This window comes from Gammaproteobacteria bacterium (genome assembly GCA_022450155.1).
Classification (GTDB): Bacteria; Pseudomonadota; Gammaproteobacteria; order Arenicellales; family UBA868; genus REDSEA-S09-B13.
Window position 1 is genome coordinate 1 of sequence record JAKUQR010000009.1, and the last position, 17,313, is coordinate 17,313.

Consider the following 17,313-nt stretch of genomic DNA (forward strand, 5'->3'; position numbering starts at 1 on the left):
GTTTTAGTCGGATGTTCGGAATAGAGGGTGATGGAAATGGATATGCAATGAGCCTTTACGGGTCTTACCCAAGCCCACAGAGCATAAGCAACCCTGCATACTGCTCCCCAGCAGTACCCTTCACCAGAGGGATTACACATCCATACAATGGCTCATATTAGACCATTGCTCCACCACCTTTAATTTTTTACTCCCCTCTATACCGGACATAACTCAAAACCCCAAATCTCCCACCGCTGCGTGGGTACAACATAATATTACGCAAGAAAATAAAAAGGGGGTCGGGTAGGGGTCGATGCCGCCACACCTATGCCACAATTTGCCACAGCAATTCTGTCAATAGATTTGCGCGCTTCATGTTGGTGCTGTAGATTGTGATTCTCTTACGAGGCAGACAAAGGCGAGCAACTACAAACGCTTACATGATATTGGACAGCAATCTAGGGTCGGCATGAGTGGCACAAAACGAAAACCGCTGATTGGTGTTTCGGCCTGCCGCAAGCAGATCGACCCTCATCCATTCAATGTCGTGGGTGAGAAATACATCGATGGCGTTGTTGACGGTGCCGATGCTATGGCGATGATGATTCCGCCGCTCGGCAGGCGGCTTGATATCGAAGAGTTACTGGGTCGGGTAGATGGCCTGCTACTGACAGGTAGTCCGTCCAACATAGAACCACAGCACTACGGGGGCAACAACAGTGTGCCACCCCACGACCCCCACCGTGATGCAACCACACTTAAGCTGCTGCGACGAGCGGTGGAGCGTGCTATACCGTTGCTGGCCATTTGCCGGGGGTGTCAGGAGGTGAATGTGGCGTATGGCGGTACGTTGCACCCGCAACTCGATCAGGTCGAGGGCCTGATCAGGCATCGCGAGGACAGCACGCGGCCACTGGATGAACAGTACGCGCCGACGCACAAACTGGAACTGACAGACACGGGGCTGCTGGCGAGCTTGGCCGGTACAACAGACGTGTCAGTCAATTCACTGCATACCCAGGGCGTGGCAAAGTTGGGCGCAGGGTTGGTGGTAGAAGCAACTGCACCCGACGGTTTGATCGAGGCTTTATCAGTGCAGGGTTCAGCCGCTTTCAGCCTGGCGGTTCAATGGCACCCGGAATGGAAAGTGGCTGAGAATCCGTTCTATCTTGCGATTTTCAGAGCTTTTGGCACAGCCTGTCGCCAGCGGATGTCTGGGGCAATCTAACGCCACTGGGGCCGGTCAGATGTTTGTGTTTGCTGCCTGACCAAGTCTGCTGCGTACAGATTCAGCTGCAGCTTCAAGCAGTGCTTGTTCCTCCTCAGTGATGTGCAGCTCAAAAATTTCTCGCAGACCGCTACTATCCAGCACGCAAGGCACACCCAGTACAACATCGTGGATACCATACGCTCCGTTCAACATGACCGATACGGGCAATGCACCGGGCCTGGCGCCGCGAATGGCATCCAGGAGCTCACAGACCGCGTGGGCGGGCGCTAGTGTCGCAGAACCTGTCTTACGCAATGCCACGACCGATTCACCGCCATGCACGGTAGTTTCGACACAGTCCCGAATGTCATCGTCTGACAGGACTGTCGTTACGGGCTTATTACGAATCAATGCGGTTGACACTATCGGCACCATGTCGCCCCCATGACTGCCCAGCGTCACGGCCTCGACATCAGTTACTGGCACACCCGCCTTTTGCGCCAGCGACCACCGGAAACGGCTGGAGTCCAATGTGCCCGCCATGCCCAGCACTCGGTGATGCGGAAAGCCGGTAGCCTCTAGAACGGTCATGGTCATTTCATCTAACGGGTTGGTGACAACGATCACGATTGAATTCGGTGCATGGGTGCGGATGGATTCGGAGATTGACTGAATAATTCGGCGATTGATCGTCATCAGGTCGGCACGACTCATGCCAGGGCTTCTCGGACGACCTGCCGTGATGACGACCACCTGAGCTTCGGCAATCAGACTGAAGTCGGTGCCGCCTTGAACGTGTGCACCACTGCGGGTAATTCCGGACGCGTGGTTAAGGTCTAACGCGGTCGCTTCGGCCACACCGGGCGCGACATCAATCAGGGTAACTTCGTTTGCGATGCCGCGATTCGCCACGAGATGTGCAATATTCAGGCCAACGCCACCGGCTCCGATCAGAGCAAGACGAGAAATCGTGCCGGGTGTTCTGCCCTGCCTGGGTTTGGGTGCAATCCACTTGGGACTCCTTCGATATAGGCTGCGCTGGAGGGTGATTGCGCCATCAGTCTGTGGGATGGCCGGTTTTACTAGCGGGCCATCGACGAGTGTGATGCGGGCGCTTTCGGCAGATTCTCGTGCCAGTTGGGTGACGATGTCACCTGGCAGAATTTCCAAAACCTGTCGACCGCGCTGACGGGCGTCAGCGATCTGTTCTGCGCCGATGACACGCGGGCTTCGGGTCATTGCGGCGCCGTTTCGATGCCCTCGACCAAATCGATGGCTGTGGTTGCCGCCTCCAGTGCGGTCTGTACCGAAGCCTCACTGCCCGACATGAAAAATCGGCCGTATCGACCCAGTGCTTGCACTTGTACGATGTCAATCTCCGCCGCTTTTTCTGCTTCATTGGCGGCGATCGAGATATAAGCCGCTGGTGCGCACTCAATGATACCAAGTGTTTGACCCGGCACCACCAGTGATCCGCTGGACCACTTGTTCAGAAGTTGAGCCTGATAAGGTTCGACCGAAGTGATGATCTGGGTTGATTCAACCTGAGGTTTAAGGCGTTGACTCATGGACATGCCCAGTTCGCTCAAAATGGCATCGCGTGCTGCGCTGACCTCCGAATTGTTCGGCGAGCGCAAAATGAAAAAGCCGAACTCGCGTTCCACGATTTGTGAAGTTGCCTCAACACTGGAAGCTTTGAGTGCTTTGTCCACGAGCCTGAAGACTTCGTTGCCTGGTGCCAGTTCGCCGATCAACACCGTGTCTCCGGCCAGTGGGATCGAACCTTGAACAGTGGCGCCGGTGTAGGCTGCAAATTTAGGTTGCAGCCTGTCGATCTGTATCAGTGCACGAATAGTAAGGTCTGGATTCATCGTATAGGTCCTAGAGATCGTAAATATCTCGCCATGGGCGCGATTCATAAGCGATGCGTTTGATGTTGATCAGATGCAGGGCGGTCACATTGTCCGAGACGATTGAGCCGGATGCTGTGCCAGTGCCCAGCATGAAGCTCGGTTCCAGATCGGTGGAAAATCCCATGCCTCCGGTAATGGCGGGTGTATTGACCAGCAATCGCCCCACCGGTAACTGACCAAACTGGGCCACGGTATCTGGATCGTCACAATAAGTCACCGCAGTATGTCCCCAGCCGCCCAACTCAACGACCTGCCGACACAGGTCGTAGCCGCTGGCGACATCACGTGCTTCGTACCAGGCAAGTACTGGATTAAGTTTCTCCATAGACAGCGGTATGTGGCGACCGATTTCGGTCTGTTCTGACAGCAGCACCCGCGTATTTGGGGGCAATGTGATATCGGCGAGTTGTGCAAGGCGATGGGCTGACTGACCAACGCTGCCAATGCGAATGGATAATTCCTCCGTAAATATCACGTCGGCCAGTCGTGCCGATTCTTCCACAGTACAGAAATACCCCCCTCTGGACTTGATCTCATAGCGCAACTGTTGAGCAATGCCCTGGTCAGCGATCACCGACTGTTCGGATACACAGGCAGTGCCGTAGTCAAAAGATTTAGACACCATAATCTGCTCAGCAATTTCATCGAGTTCATGGGCTTTGGAACTGTGAACATAGACAGGAACGTTACCGGGCCCCACCGCGAGCGTCGGTTTGCCGGATGAATAGGCGGCGCGCACCATAGCACTGCCGCCGGTTGCCATGACCACAGAAGTGCGTCGATGTCGCATCAGTTCAGCAGTGCCTTCCTGCGTCACGTGTGGTAGGCATTGAATCAGGCCGCGGGGTGCGCCCATCTGTTCAGCAGCTTGTGCCATGATGCGGATTGTTTCCAGCCCGCACTGTACCCCGCGAGGATGGGGCGCGCAGACGATGGCGTTGCCGGCTTTGATTGCGGACAATACTTTATAAATGATCGTCGAAGTTGGGTTGGTCACCGGAATGAGCGCGGCAACCACACCCATCGGTTCGCCCACAGCAACAATTTTTGTGACATCGTCCTGCCATAGAACGCCCAGCGTGCGCACATTGCGCAGCCAGTCCGCGACCGTCAGGCAGTTAAAGAGGTTTTTGAGCCGCTTGTCTTCGGCATTTCCGTAACCAGTTTCCTCTGCAGCCAACAACCCCAGACGTGCACATTCGGGCTCTATGGCCGATGACACGGTTTGAACCATCTCATCAATCAACGAGACATCAGTACCGCGAAATTTGCGAAAAGCTTCCCAGGCCAACTCAGCCGCGCGCCGGGCTTCGTAGATTGACAGTAAGTCAGCGTCCATTAAGTAGCCACCGTCATTGCGTCCAGCTGTGTTCGTATGCTATCTAAGTCTGTATCGACGAAGCCCATGTTATCGAGCCGGCGTCCGGCATGGAGCAGGTCACCGCCAATGCTCTGGTGGGCGAGTTCGATCATTGCGGACGTTGCCGGTACAGGCAATCCCGCCAACTGTGCTGCCGATTGCAGCGGCACCAGCGAGCCCATTGTCGCACAGCGGATCAGATGATCCGCCTGATTTGGCTGAGGTACTGGGCGGACCATCGTGCCAGTCATCGTACCGGCGAAACGATCCAGCCACTCGTCGGTCGAGGGCAGATTACGTACCCCCCAACGTGCAGCAACTGCACGTCGTTCATCCGCCAGTTTTGTCACGATGCGACTGTGCCGCTCACCGAGAAGAGTCCGGAAAACGCGTCGTTCGACCAGGGGTTCTGCGCCGGCAGGCAGCGGCGTTTGGCCGTCTTGTAGGGCCAGACCGCCCAGTGTCAAGCCCACGACTTCGACCAGGCCGCTGGCATCGCCAAAACCGGAATGAAGTACGCTGGCGACGGGCACCAGATCGGGTATCAGTGCGGCCATTGTGCGCAGGACACCCGTGTTTCCACTGGGCAACACCGCTGTGGTGACTGGTCCTGTTTCGGTCAGATAGAGCGTCCCGCCACGGTCATCGACCCAGAAAGGTAGAGACTGAAGCTCGATAATTGATATGGCAGCAGAATTACCGCCCACCCTGAGGTACCAAGCGGTTTCAACCGCCCCAAGAGTTCGGGCCGGCGCAATCACGACCACCTGACCGTCGTTCAGATGTCCACCCAACACCATGGCGTAGGTACGCTGCTTGAGAACCGGACCGGTGACAAAGATGGCATCGGCGCCGAGAACGGCGTCATCCAGGCTGGATGACAGCGTGATGGACGGTACCTCGGACTGATTTATCTGATACGTCCCGACCGGACCGCTGCCACGAATGGTAATTGCACCGCGTTGCCTGAGGGGGTCCAGATCCCGGGCATAGGCGGAGAACAGGGTGACGTCGCAGCCGGCAGCCAGACACAGACAAGCCAGCGTACACCCCTCTGCATTCGCGCCGAGTACGGTGATCCTGTTCAAAGGATGCTCATCGGCGGGTGTAACCGCGGGCGTCGTAGCGAAAGCCCCAACGACTTGCTGGATCTCTGTGGTACTCATAAAAGCGGTACGACCTGCCCCGCTCAGGATTGACCGGTTGGCAGGTCAGTCAGAGTCTTGAACGGGCGGTGCGAACTGCGTCGCTCAGCCCAGCGACGGCAGCAGGCCTTCGATTTCCGCGTCTGGCCTCGGGATTACATGGACAGCAACCAGTTCCCCCACCTTGTTGGCTGCAACGGCACCGGCATCGGTCGCAGCTTTGACTGCACCGACCTCGCCTCTGACCAGCACTGAAACCAGGCCGCCACCTGCCTTGACGTGGCCTATGATGGTGACATTTGCAGCCTTGACCATTGCGTCCGCTGCTTCTATTGCCGGGACAACGCCCCGGGTTTCAATCATCCCCAGGGCGACATGCCCCGGACCCAATTTTTCTGCCATGGTGTAGTCCTCGTTAGTCAGAATTTACCTGGTAAGTCAGTTGATTGTTTACAGTAATTGCGTCTACCAGCATAACAGCTGTTTCGTCAGTCGGAACGCCGCTGGTTTCTGATGATATTCGAGCTGCCGAACCCGACGCCAGTAAGACCATATCACCAACTCCGGCACCACAGGTATCAGTAATCACCTGGCTCGGGTTCAGTACGGCCCCACTGGCATCTACAATGTCCACAAGTAGCAGTTTTTGGCCCACCAGGCGGTCGTCTTTGATAGTACCGGTTACTGAACCGATGACTCGGGCGATTTTCATCAGAAATTTTCCAAGTACCGCTCAATTTCAACGGGCGTGACCTGGTTGGCGATGAACTCTATTTCCCGTTCCGACTGCTGAATCAGGATCTCGAGTAAATCCGCCCCCAGTACCTCGGCCATGAGACTAGATTCGCGGGCGAGTGCCACAGCCGTTGCAAGGTCAGTCGGTATGGGTTGATGTTCTTGTTCCTCATATGCGTTGCCTGTGGTTTCAGCCGTCGGTTCGAGCTCGTTCTCTATCCCAGCAAGACCGGCAGCGATTTCCAGCGCCAGTAAGAGATAGGGATTGCAATCTGCCGAACCGTCCCGTTTTTCTACCCGGACTGCGCTGTCGTTGCCCAGGATGACACGCAGTCCAACCGTTCGGTTATCGACCCCCCAAGCGTTGTTTATCGGGCAGAAAGAGTAGGGTTGGCGGCGGCGGTAGGCGTTCGGTGTTGTGGCAGACACCATGGACATTTCCACCATGTGTTTTTGCAGACCAGCCAGGTAGTGGCGTCCAAGCTTTGACAGTGCGCCATTGTCAGCCATCTGGTTTTTGCCGTCTCGCCACAATGAGTGATGAACGTGGAACCCATTACCGGACTCGGCGAAAAAGGGTTTGGACATGAACGTTGCATGGTACCCGTGCGTGTTTCCCAATTCTTTGACAAGCCCTCTGAACGTGACCACGCGGTCCGCAGCAGTCAGTGCTTCGTCGTATCGAATGTTGACTTCAACCTGACCAGCCGCGTATTCCGGGTTGGACTGCTCGATGGGTATACCGACTGCGGTCAAATGACGGCGAATCGGTCCCAACACATGTTCGAGCTCAGCTGCCCTGGGCAGACCATAAACCTGGATACCGCGATCTCTGGGTTTCAAAGTTTCTTTGTCCAGCAGGTAGAACTCAAGTTCAGTACCGATACGCACCTCATACTCCATGTCAGCAGCTTTTTGTAAAACTCTCACAAGCGCAGCCCGCGGGTCTATCGCGAGTGGTTGATGATCTGCGCCTACGACTTCGGCGAACGAATAGACGACGCCCTCTTCCCAGGGGATCGGGTGGACCTCACCAATGGGCATGACATACATGTCCGGGTAGCCAGTGTCCCAATTCGTATAGGGGGTGTCCCACACATCGCAGGTCATATCGATGGCAAAGGTGGCGTTCGACATCGCCATTCCGGACTCACAGATATTGGCCCAGTTTTCCGCCGGGATGCGTTTACCCCTTAACAACCCGTTCAAGTCACCCATTCCGAGCACCACGGTATGGACACCCTCTGGAAGCGGTTTATGTGCCTGGCCCATGTGCGTGAATCTCCAAGTTTGAGTCCCTAAGCTTACGCATTAAATTCAGATTTGCACGTGAGTACAACCAGACTAATTGTATACTGTATTCATCAATGCCGAGCAATGGTGAGTTGACAGTGCCCACGTCTACACATGCTGTGGTAGTTGGTGCGGGAATTGCTGGTGTAATGACCGCCCGCTACCTCCGACGACGAGGCTGCAGCGTGATGCTGGTCGATCGCTGGGAGCCCGGTCATTCGCGCGCATCATCTTCCGACTACAACCGGATTCTGCGCGCTATTCATGGCAGTGATGAGATGTACACCCGCTGGGTGCGTGAAGCGCGGCTGCGCTGGATGGAGCTGGAACAGGAGCTCAACACAGAACTCTACATCGAGTGCGGTGCGCTGATTCTGGCCGAAGAAGGTCACAGCACCTGGGAAGAGGTCACCATGCCCACGTTCGACAAACTGGGTGTTCCCTATGTGCGTGTCGGGCCTGATGAATTACCGGTACGATTTCCGCAGTTTGATTTTCGCAAAGTGGCTTTCGGGTTATGGGAGCCTGAAGCCGGTATGGTGCTAGCCCATCGTGCGGTTACTGAAACTTTTAAGCAGTTCCTGCGTGAAGGGGGTCAGTTTCGCAGGGGTCGCGTGATCACAGACGAAACCGAGACACCGATTTTGGATGGAAAACCGCTGCCCGCTGATCTGGTGGTTATGTGTTGTGGGTCGTGGCTTGCATACCTGTTTCGCCAGACCTTAGGTGCCATGCTGAAGGTGATCCGACAGGATATTGTTTACACGTCGACACCTGATGGTGATCGGTCATTTGACGCTGATCAGATGCCCTGTTTTGTGGATCATGGGTATGGGGCTTACGGAGTCCCGTCGGTCTACGGCTGGGGGGTTAAGGCTGCAATCGCCTGGCATGCCACAGATATTGATCTGGATGATGAGGATCGGGTGGTCGACCAGTCGGCTATTGCCCGGTCACGGCAGTACTGGGCTTACCGGTTTCCACGCCTTGCACATGAAATTGTGATCGACCAGAAAGCTTGTCATATCTCGATGACGCCGGACACGCACTTCATCATAGATTTCCACCCTCGGCACAGCAACGTGCTGATCGTCGGCGGGTGTTCAGGCCACCTGTTTAAACACGGCCCGATGCTTGGAGATTATGTTGCCGGGGTTGGTTTACAGGAGTGGGGAACAGCGCCGCGGTTCAAGATCGGCCCGCGGACTTCGATGCCGATGAGCGAATCGCCTTCGGGACGTTAGCCACATCGTTTCGGTACGTTTTCCTACCAGCTGTAGGGTCGGTCAATACCGGCGAGCTTGACGCCAGTGAAGGCTGATGCTTCCAGTGACATAGCTCTGAGGTCTTCCACTTCAAGGTTGTGGACATTGGATTTACCGCAGGCTTTAGCCAGCAGCGAGACTTCCATGGTCATCGCTGTCAGGAATCGCGCCACACGTTCGGATGCAGCTGGAACGTCCACGCGTTTTTCCAACTCAGGGTCCTGTGTTGCCACGCCAACTGGACATAGACCGGTATGGCAGTGGTGACATCGACCCGGTGCGGTGCCCAGCGCCGCATAGTCATCAAAGTAGCGGGGTGAATTACAGCCCAGGGCGACGAGACCGGCTGTACCGATCATTACCGCATCGGCGCCCAGTGCGAGGCATTTGGCAACGTCCGTGCCGGAACGGATGCCGCCGGCCGCGACCAGTGAGACTTCGTCAGTCTTGCCGCAGTCATCCAGTGCCTCACGCGCAGCGCGAATCGCAGAAATAAGCGGTATGCCGGTATGGTCGAGTAGCAGTTCTGGGGACGCCCCGGTGCCGCCTTCAGCACCATCGACGACGATGACGTCCACCCCGGCTTTGGCTGCGATGGCAACATCGTAACGTGGCCGGGTAGCGCCCATCTTGAGAAAAATCGGCACCTGGTAATTGGTTGCCTCGCGCAGTTCCTCGATTTTGACCTGCATGTCGTCGGCGCCTAGAAAATCCGGGTGGCGGACGGTGGACCGCTGATCAACACCTTCAGGCAGAGAACGCATCGCGGCCACTCTGTCTGAGACTTTCATCCCCAGCAGCACACCGCCGGTGCCGGGTTTGGCCCCCTGCCCCACGACCAGCTCAATCCCATCCGCCATGCGCAGATGCTCGAGGTCGAGCATGTAGCGCGACGGGGTCATTTGGTAGACCAGTGTGCTGGAGGCTTGTCGCTCTTCTTCCAGCATGCCCCCTTCGCCGGTGCACGTCATACTGCCAACTTTGGATGCGCCGTATCCCAGTGCAGCCTTCGCCGGCGCGGACAGCGCACCGAACGACATGGATGCAATGTAAATAGGAATGTCCAGTTCAATCGGTTTTTCAACCAGACCGGGACGATTGCCCAAAACGGTGCGCGTGTCACAGCTTTCCCGGTAACCCTCAAGCGGCAGGCGGGTCATGGTGGCCGGTACGAATGTCAGGTCATCGAACGTGGGCATCCGGTGGTTGAAGGTATTAAAGCCTCGGATTTGGTAACGGCCCAGGCGAGACAGTGCATGCACCTCGGAGATAGATTGGGGTGTCCAACGGACAGAACCACCTTTTTCATAAGACGAAGGGACACCGGCTGGCCGGTTAGCATCGGCGCCGTCTGTCATTGCGACAGCGTCTTCTGCGGGTGTCGCAAACGGATAGCTATAGGGTGTTTTCAGATCATCAGCCATGCGCTTGCATCTCGACTTTCAAAGTGCCATAGCCGCTGCGCCGATACGATTTTCTGCCAAGAGCGGCTGCCGTTATCCAGGCCCCTGCTGGCGAGCAGACCCTCGATTTGTTCAATTTCATCGTCAGTCGGTTGCGCGATTTTTGAATCCACACCCAAAGACGCAATGGGGCCTGCGATCCAGACTTCACCGCCCCAGAGGGAATCAGCACACGCCTCGTCGGCGCCACCCAGCGCGATGATGCGGCCGGCGTGTGCCATAAACCCCGACAGATAGCCGATCGTGCCTTCGACAATAATGTCGCCGCCTTTCATGGAGATACCACAGCGAGGGCCGGCATCCCCTTTGACGTGAATCAGACCACCGCGCATCGAGGCCCCGAGGCTCATACCGGCATAGCCGTTTATCGTGATTTCGCCGCTGGCCATGGCCTCTCCCGCGGCCCAGCCGGCGTTGTGCGATACCGTGATGTGGGCGCCGTTGTTGAGACCGCCACAGTAGTACCCGACACTGCCCTCGAAATGAACCTCTGCACCAGCAGGCAGGCCGATGCCTAGATTATGGCGGGAACGGGTATCAGTCACGGTGACGGGCTGGCCGGATTCGATTCCAGCCCGAATCGCCTGGTTGCACTCGCGTAGCGGTCGGTTGGCAACCCGAACTTCGTGTCCGTTCATGCTGCACGGTCCAGCGATGAGTGAGTCTGCCAGGTCTGCGTCAGGCTGGGACCGTCAAAGTTGACCACTTCGACTTCGTCAAGGTGAATTGTTCGTACAGCTTGCTCTTCGGTTGCGATCGAGAGTGTACCGTTGCTGTCTACCGCCACCAGCGGCTTAATGGCCCAACGATCTTTTGCGAATCCCAGCCGGTCGTGGTTGCTGTACAGAAAGGTGAAGCAGCCATCGATCTCCGTCAGCGAACGCTTCAATGCATCAGCCTGGGTCTCGCCTTGGCTCATACGGTCGGATATCCATACCGCCAGCAGCTCACTGTCGTTTTCAGTCATGAAACGGTAGCCTTTTCGTTCCAGTCGTGCCCGCCAGGTGTAGTAATCGGTAATCTGGCCGTTGTGAACAATGGCGACATCGGGAAAAGGTCGGGCCCAGAATGGATGGCTGGCAGTCGGTGACACATCCGATTCCGTCGCCATCCGAGCATGGCCCAGTCCGTGTGAACCAATGAAATCACGGATGTTGTGTTTTTCCGCGACCTCTGCGGCACCGCCGAGGTCCTTTACAATTTCCAGAGCCCGGCCGACAGACTGCACTTCAATTCGATCAGAATATTCGTCGATCTGATGCACCCAATCTGTGACAGACGTGGGCTCACGAATCTCCATGCGCACAGACACATGATCTGAATCAGCCTCGTCATGGGTTGGGTCGCTCAAAAAGTCGCTGCCGTGCTCACGCAGAAGGCCGAGAAAAAATTCAAGATCTGCCGACAGATTCTGTCGTCGGGCAGTTATCGCCCGCACAATATAACCGGTCTCAAGGGGTTTGCCGTAAAGCGCAAAGCCGGTTGAATCCGCACCACGGTGGCGCTGGGCGTGCATCAGCTTGACGAGGTCTGCGCCAACCCGACCGGGTTCAGCCAGAATTCTGCCTGCTATACCACACATTATGCTGCCCTCGCTGCTTTGTATACTGAATACACTGATTATAGGCCCTGCCTAATGTGGATCATAGAGATGCCGTCAAACAACGGGTACAGCCTGAACGCTGCCAGTCCGGCTCGTGCTCAGTGTCTTTCCTCATGAAGCCAACGAACATGGTTATGCAGGCCCTCGCGGATGTGTGCCACCATGGCGTTCACTGCCTCGTCTACGTTCCCCGTCTTAATTTGGTCAAGCAATAACAGGTGCTGTTCTCTTTTGCCTTGATTGTCTGGTATCGGGTAAGCCGCAAAGCTGCGGATAGAAATGCCCCTATTCCAGATGCTGTCAAACATGTCGAGCAGTATCCCATTACCGGTTTGGGCGACGATAGTTCGATGGATCTTTCGATTGGCGTGAAAGTGTTCTTCTTTGCGGATGGATTTCAATTCCATCTCAGATCTGACCGCTGCTTCAATGTTCTGTGCTTGTTCTTGGGAAAGCGCTCCGGCTAGGAGTTTGGCTGCGAATCCTTCGACGGCCTCTCGGGCGAGGTACAGATCTTTTATCTCCTGTTCGGTAATGTTGCGGATCTGAAAGCCGCCGCGTCCCGCAGCCTCCAGCACGCCTTCGCGTTCAAGCCGCAAAAAAGCCTCTCGGACCGGGGTACGGCTGACATCGATCTGACTGGCGATGGTTTCCTGAATCAGGCGCTCACCGGGCATTATCTCACCCGACAGAATCGCAGAGAGGATCTGTTCATAGACGTTATCAGCCAGTCGGGTTCGTTTTTGGGCAAGTCGAGTGAACATCGTGACGATTCTCGGTAGCGTGTCTCAGTATTTTAGATTGCGTTAGACTGACGAGATTATGGTGATCATGTCAGCCTCAGGCGGCGGCCGGTTTGAGAAGATCGGTTCCTACGTCCGGGCTAAACGTATTGGCCCGTTCGTCTTTGTAGCCGGCACAACAGCTATTGAACCCAGTGGCAAACTGCACGCCCCAGGAGATACCTATGCCCAGACGATTTACGCGTTTGAGCGGATCACCGATGCACTGGCTCGTGTCGGTGCTGAGATTAAGCATGTGGTGAGAACCCGGGCCTATCTCACCGACATGAAAGATGCCGGCGGCTTTGTTCGGGCACACGGGGAGATTTTTGCAGGCATCGAGCCCGTCAGTACCGCGATTGAAGCCGGATTGACCACGCCCGGCATGATGGTGGAAATTGAAGTAGATGCCATAATTCATGATGTGAATGGGCAGATAACGCTCGACGGTGCCTGAAGATAGTTTTAGCAATTCAACTGAATTGACAACGAATACGGTTGTGGGATACTTGTTCGGTCTGTATTCAGTATACATCGACTAAAAGTGCAGCTATTCGTTACGAATCTGCAGGAGGATTAAAATGAAAATTCAACGATTTATTATGACTTGGGTGGCGAGTCTATTGATGGCCGCGGGTATGCTCACAGGTCTGTCCGCACAGGCTGCAAAAGACCCAGTCATCATCGGCTACATCGGTTCATTCGATACCGATACGGGTAAAAGCACGATCCGCGGTGCAGAAATTGCCATCGAGGAACTCAACGCCGCCGGTGGGGTCCTGGGCGGCCGACCGATCAAGCTGGTCAAAGCCGATACCCGCGAGGACGTGATCGAGGGCATCAAGGCCTACGAGTACCTGGCCGAGACGGAGAAGGTTGAATTCATCATCTCCGGCAGTATTGATGATGTGTCCCTGGGCTGGCTCCCGCGCATGGCCGAGTACCGAATCCCCACGCTGGATACGTGGACGTCGTACGTCGGCATCATCGACATGGTGGTCAATGAATACGACAAGTACAAGATGTACTTCATGAATGTCGCCAACGATTTCGCGTTGGCAACGCTGTACGTTGACTTTGGTAAAGACATCCTGGCTGACAAGATGGGGTGGAAGACCACCGTCGTGATGCAGGAAGACACGGCATTTGGCGGTGGTGTGTTTGAGTTGGTTGATCAGATGCTGGCCCCTGAAGCTGGGATCAAGATTATTGATCACATCGTCTATGACACCAACACGGTCGATTTTTCGCCGATTTTCAACAAAGCGGTAAAGTCGAAACCTGATTTCATCTACCTGATCTCTTCGGTCAGAAGTCAGGTACCCTCGTCGCAGTACGTCAAGCTGCAGGTGCCAGTGCCGATGACCGGCATCAACGTCGCGGCCTTTGGCAAGGACTTCTGGAACGACACCGGCCAGATGGGCGGCGGCACGTCTACCCTGAGCCCAATTCCGTCGGTGGGTTTTGCTATGGACGACCGGACCCAGGCATTCGTGGACAAGTATGAAGCCAAGTACGGTAACAGTCGTCCGATCTTTCCCCACTTCAACGGGTTCAATGCCTATTACGGGATCTACAACGCGTTCAATGCCGCAGAACGTGCCGGGGGTTTCGCGCCGCTTGACGCGTGGGTCACCGAGATGGAAAATGAAGACCTGAAGATCTACAAGGACGGCAAGTTGTGGCTGCGTTACGCTTTCTGGAAGCCCGGTGAGATTGAACCGAGAACCCAGCGGGAATACACCCACAACATCAAGTTCGATATCACCCAGCCGCTGGATGACGGTGCGCCGTCCATGGTCGTCATACAGTGGTACGAAGACGGAACGACAGCAGTTGTCTATCCCGAAAAATACAAGACGGGCGAATTTACTGTGCCGTCCTGGATTAAGCAGTGAAAGCAGAATGCTGAGATGATAACGGCAGGGGCCTTCGCGGGCCCCTGCTTTTTTGGGCACAAGGGAACTGACGGTTGACCTCTGGTTGTCACGTCGGGCCGGTGGCCGGGAGTGTTCAAGACAATGGGCCAGATCATTATCCAGGGCTTTCTGCTGAGCGGTCTTTATGCACTGATCGCGGTCGGCTTCACAATGATATTCAGCGTGGGCCGGGTGCTGAACCTCGCCTATGGGGTGTACATCATGCTTGGCGGCTACGTGTATTTTGTCGCTGTCCAGATGTATTCGCTGCCCAAGGTGCCGAGTTTCCTTTTTGCGGCGCTCGCAGGCGTGATTTTCGGTGTGCTCACCTACCAGCTGCTGGTCAAGCGCCTGCAAGGCGACGCCATTGCAGTAGAGATTTCAACGCTGATCCTGGCCGTGGTAATGCAGGCCGCCATTATCGTGGTCTTCTCTCCAGCACCCAGAAGCATGTGGCCGTTGGTGCCTGGTGTGATCTATGTCTACGATGTTGCGGTGCAGAAGAACATCCTGCTGGCGACAGTCGTCAGCTGGGTGGTGCTCGGCGGACTGATGGTCTTCGTCCATAAAACACATATTGGCCGGGCAATCCGGGCGGTGTCCATGGACCCCAAGGGTGCCTTGATTTCTGGAATTGATCCCCAGCGGATCAACCTGATCACCTGGGGACTGTCGGGCGCGTTGGGTGCGATCGCCGGCGTGTTCTTCGCGACCTATACGCAGCTGGATCCCGGTATGTGGGTGTTTCCTCTGATCACTGCGGTGGCTGTCGTCATTGTCGGGGGTATAGGGAGCATTGTTGGCAGTCTGATTGCCGCCCATATCATCGGCTTCATGGAGACGATCACCACCACGCTGATTGCGGCAGAACTGCGGGGTGTATTCACCATGTTGCTGATCATCGTGGTCCTGGCGGTTGCGCCTAAAGGCCTATTCGGCAAAGCAGAGCTCTGATCGCCCGGCATGTGGCTTCTAGGCCAGCTTCGGTGGTGGTTGTTGTTCGCGCTGGGGATGAGCTTATTGCCGCTGTTCATCTCCCCGGGGACCCTGCGCATTTTCATATTTGCGAATTTCCTCGCCATGTTTGCCATGAGCTGGGACATTCTGTCGGGCCGGACGGGCTATATCAGCTTCGGCCATCCTTTTCTGATTGGCATCGCCGGCTACACCACGGCGATGTTGACCTACCACCTGAACTGGCCGCTCTATATCACGATTCCGACGGCAGTGGTGACGACCATGATCGGGGGTACCCTATTCTTTCTGCCGGCCTTGAGGATCCGGGGGACTTACTTCGCGCTGGTGACACTCGCGTTCATGGAGTTGATGTATCACTCCATGCAGGTAGTTCAGCCCAAGCTGACCGGGGGAACCCGGGGTTTGTCCGGCCTGCCGACGCTGGTCTCAGGCGCCGTGCCCAACTACTACCTGTCGTTTCTGGTCATGTTCGCCATCGGTGTGGGCTTGTGGTTGTTGATCAGGACCCGGCTGGGGATTGCGCTGAGCGCGATCAGGATGGACGAGGATGCGGTCAGGAGCTCAGGATTGAATACCACGCGCCTGAAACTGTTTGCCTTCATGGTCAGCGCGATGGTGGCTGGCATTGCCGGGGCGCTGTATACCCACTACCTCGGCTCGATCGCACCGCGTGGCATTTTTGAGATCAATTTCCTGTTCACGATCCTGGTGGCTGCCCTGCTGGGTGGGGCCGGGACGATCATCGGTCCGATCATCGGCGCGTATTTCCTGACGTTTTTACTCGAATTGCTGCGCCCCTATATTCCCGGCGCAGGTCGCTACCTGATCTACGGCGTGATCGCCCTGGTCTTGTACTATTACGTGCCCAAAGGGTTATACAGTCTCTTCGAAAGGTTGCGAGAACGATTTTTCAGACCACGCCCGGATCCTCAAAGTGACTGATCTGCTCGAGGTTCGGGACCTGACCAGGACCTTCGGTGGCCTGCGCGCGGTGAACGGGCTGAGTTTTCACGTCGGCGAAGGCGAGACTGTCGGCCTGATCGGACCCAACGGTGCCGGCAAGACGACCGTGTTCAACCTGATCATGAACGAGCTCCGACCGGATTCCGGTGAGATCTTTTTCAAAGGGGAAGCGATCTCGCGTTACCCCACTCACGAGCGTGTGAAGCTCGGCATTGCCCGGACGTACCAGGTGCCGCGGCCGTTCGCGGAGATGACGGTAGGCGAAAACATCCGGGTCGGTATGCTGCCCGACAACCTCTGGAAGATGGTGACTGAGGAAGCAGAAGAGGCACTGGAGACAGAAATCGGCAGAAGTGTGGGATTTAACAATCACCAGATAGCACAGCGACCCAGCGAACTCGCGATGGGGGATCTCAGAAGGCTGGAACTGGCCCGTACGCTGGCTGTCCAGCCGTCGTTGCTGCTGCTGGACGAAGTGTTCGCGGGCCTGACGCTTGGCGAAATCGACCAGATCTCAGAACTGCTGGTCGAGCGAAAGAAGCATGGCTTGACCTATGTGATGGTCAGTCACGATCTGAGATCAATGGCACCGCTGGTGGATCGGGTAATCGCTATATCTTTTGGCGAGATCATCACTGAAGGTACCTTTAACGAGGTGGTTAATAATAAAACAGTTCAGGAGGCTTATCTGGGACAGTGATA

The 17,313-nt window shown here is 56.0% G+C and carries 18 protein-coding genes; 7 read left to right on the forward strand and 11 right to left on the reverse strand.

Annotation, left to right across the window (positions count from 1 at the left end):
- Positions 1-451 precede the first annotated feature (451 nt).
- On the forward strand, positions 452-1,210 hold the full coding sequence (locus MK323_06675) for a gamma-glutamyl-gamma-aminobutyrate hydrolase family protein (GenBank protein MCH2481843.1): 759 nt from the start codon (positions 452-454) through the stop codon (positions 1,208-1,210).
- A 15-nt stretch (positions 1,211-1,225) separates the two neighbouring features.
- On the opposite strand, the gene MK323_06680 is transcribed toward MK323_06675, so the two are convergent.
- The 7 genes from MK323_06680 to MK323_06710 form a co-directional block, all read right to left on the reverse strand.
- Complete coding sequence (locus MK323_06680) at positions 1,226-2,431, reverse strand: malate dehydrogenase (protein MCH2481844.1); 1,206 nt, start codon at positions 2,429-2,431, stop codon at positions 1,226-1,228.
- The gene (locus MK323_06685; protein MCH2481845.1) at positions 2,428-3,111 is read right to left on the reverse strand and encodes a BMC domain-containing protein; all 684 of its coding nucleotides are present in this window, start codon (positions 3,109-3,111) and stop codon (positions 2,428-2,430) included. The genes MK323_06680 and MK323_06685 overlap by 4 nt, the downstream gene beginning before the upstream one ends.
- Entirely contained in the window at positions 3,074-4,444 is a 1,371-nt protein-coding gene (locus MK323_06690; GenBank protein MCH2481846.1) for an aldehyde dehydrogenase family protein, read from the reverse strand. Before MK323_06690 ends, MK323_06685 begins: the two co-directional genes overlap by 38 nt.
- A complete protein-coding gene (locus MK323_06695; GenBank protein MCH2481847.1) occupies positions 4,444-5,631 on the reverse strand; it encodes a hypothetical protein in 1,188 nt (395 codons plus the stop codon). The genes MK323_06690 and MK323_06695 overlap by 1 nt, the downstream gene beginning before the upstream one ends.
- Positions 5,632-5,715: 84 nt before the next feature.
- The gene (locus MK323_06700) at positions 5,716-6,012 is read right to left on the reverse strand and encodes a BMC domain-containing protein (GenBank protein MCH2481848.1); all 297 of its coding nucleotides are present in this window, start codon (positions 6,010-6,012) and stop codon (positions 5,716-5,718) included.
- 13 nt (positions 6,013-6,025) lie between these two features.
- Positions 6,026-6,322 (reverse strand): EutN/CcmL family microcompartment protein, encoded by a 297-nt coding sequence (locus tag MK323_06705; GenBank protein ID MCH2481849.1) that lies wholly within the window; start codon positions 6,320-6,322, stop codon positions 6,026-6,028.
- Complete coding sequence (locus MK323_06710; GenBank protein ID MCH2481850.1) at positions 6,322-7,617, reverse strand: glutamine synthetase family protein; 1,296 nt, start codon at positions 7,615-7,617, stop codon at positions 6,322-6,324. The genes MK323_06705 and MK323_06710 overlap by 1 nt, the downstream gene beginning before the upstream one ends.
- A gap of 95 nt (positions 7,618-7,712) precedes the next feature.
- On the opposite strand from MK323_06710, the gene MK323_06715 reads away from it, so the two are divergent.
- The gene (locus MK323_06715; protein MCH2481851.1) at positions 7,713-8,882 is read left to right on the forward strand and encodes an FAD-dependent oxidoreductase; all 1,170 of its coding nucleotides are present in this window, start codon (positions 7,713-7,715) and stop codon (positions 8,880-8,882) included.
- Between the two features lie 23 nt (positions 8,883-8,905).
- Here the strand turns inward: MK323_06715 and MK323_06720 are convergent, their stop codons facing one another.
- From MK323_06720 to MK323_06735, 4 genes are all read right to left on the reverse strand, one after another.
- Entirely contained in the window at positions 8,906-10,327 is a 1,422-nt protein-coding gene (locus MK323_06720) for an FMN-binding glutamate synthase family protein (GenBank protein MCH2481852.1), read from the reverse strand.
- Positions 10,312-11,004, reverse strand: coding sequence for a protein glxC (locus MK323_06725; GenBank protein ID MCH2481853.1), 693 nt, complete (start codon positions 11,002-11,004; stop codon positions 10,312-10,314). Before MK323_06725 ends, MK323_06720 begins: the two co-directional genes overlap by 16 nt.
- The gene (locus tag MK323_06730) at positions 11,001-11,948 is read right to left on the reverse strand and encodes a glutamine amidotransferase (protein MCH2481854.1); all 948 of its coding nucleotides are present in this window, start codon (positions 11,946-11,948) and stop codon (positions 11,001-11,003) included. The genes MK323_06725 and MK323_06730 overlap by 4 nt, the downstream gene beginning before the upstream one ends.
- Positions 11,949-12,067: 119 nt before the next feature.
- A complete protein-coding gene (locus MK323_06735) occupies positions 12,068-12,733 on the reverse strand; it encodes a GntR family transcriptional regulator (GenBank protein MCH2481855.1) in 666 nt (221 codons plus the stop codon).
- Positions 12,734-12,800: 67 nt separating this feature from the next.
- On the opposite strand from MK323_06735, the gene MK323_06740 reads away from it, so the two are divergent.
- From MK323_06740 to MK323_06760, 5 genes are all read left to right on the forward strand, one after another.
- Positions 12,801-13,208 carry a Rid family hydrolase gene (locus MK323_06740; GenBank protein MCH2481856.1) on the forward strand — a complete coding sequence of 136 codons (408 nt, stop codon included), beginning with the start codon at positions 12,801-12,803 and terminating at the stop codon, positions 13,206-13,208.
- A 124-nt stretch (positions 13,209-13,332) separates the two neighbouring features.
- Positions 13,333-14,649: an ABC transporter substrate-binding protein gene (locus MK323_06745; GenBank protein ID MCH2481857.1), complete on the forward strand. Its 1,317-nt coding sequence runs from the start codon at positions 13,333-13,335 to the stop codon at positions 14,647-14,649.
- A 123-nt stretch (positions 14,650-14,772) separates the two neighbouring features.
- Positions 14,773-15,624, forward strand: coding sequence for a branched-chain amino acid ABC transporter permease (locus MK323_06750; GenBank protein ID MCH2481858.1), 852 nt, complete (start codon positions 14,773-14,775; stop codon positions 15,622-15,624).
- A 42-nt stretch (positions 15,625-15,666) separates the two neighbouring features.
- Positions 15,667-16,590 carry a branched-chain amino acid ABC transporter permease gene (locus MK323_06755; protein ID MCH2481859.1) on the forward strand — a complete coding sequence of 308 codons (924 nt, stop codon included), beginning with the start codon at positions 15,667-15,669 and terminating at the stop codon, positions 16,588-16,590.
- Positions 16,583-17,311 carry an ABC transporter ATP-binding protein gene (locus tag MK323_06760; GenBank protein MCH2481860.1) on the forward strand — a complete coding sequence of 243 codons (729 nt, stop codon included), beginning with the start codon at positions 16,583-16,585 and terminating at the stop codon, positions 17,309-17,311. Before MK323_06755 ends, MK323_06760 begins: the two co-directional genes overlap by 8 nt.
- Positions 17,312-17,313: the final 2 nt, after the last annotated feature.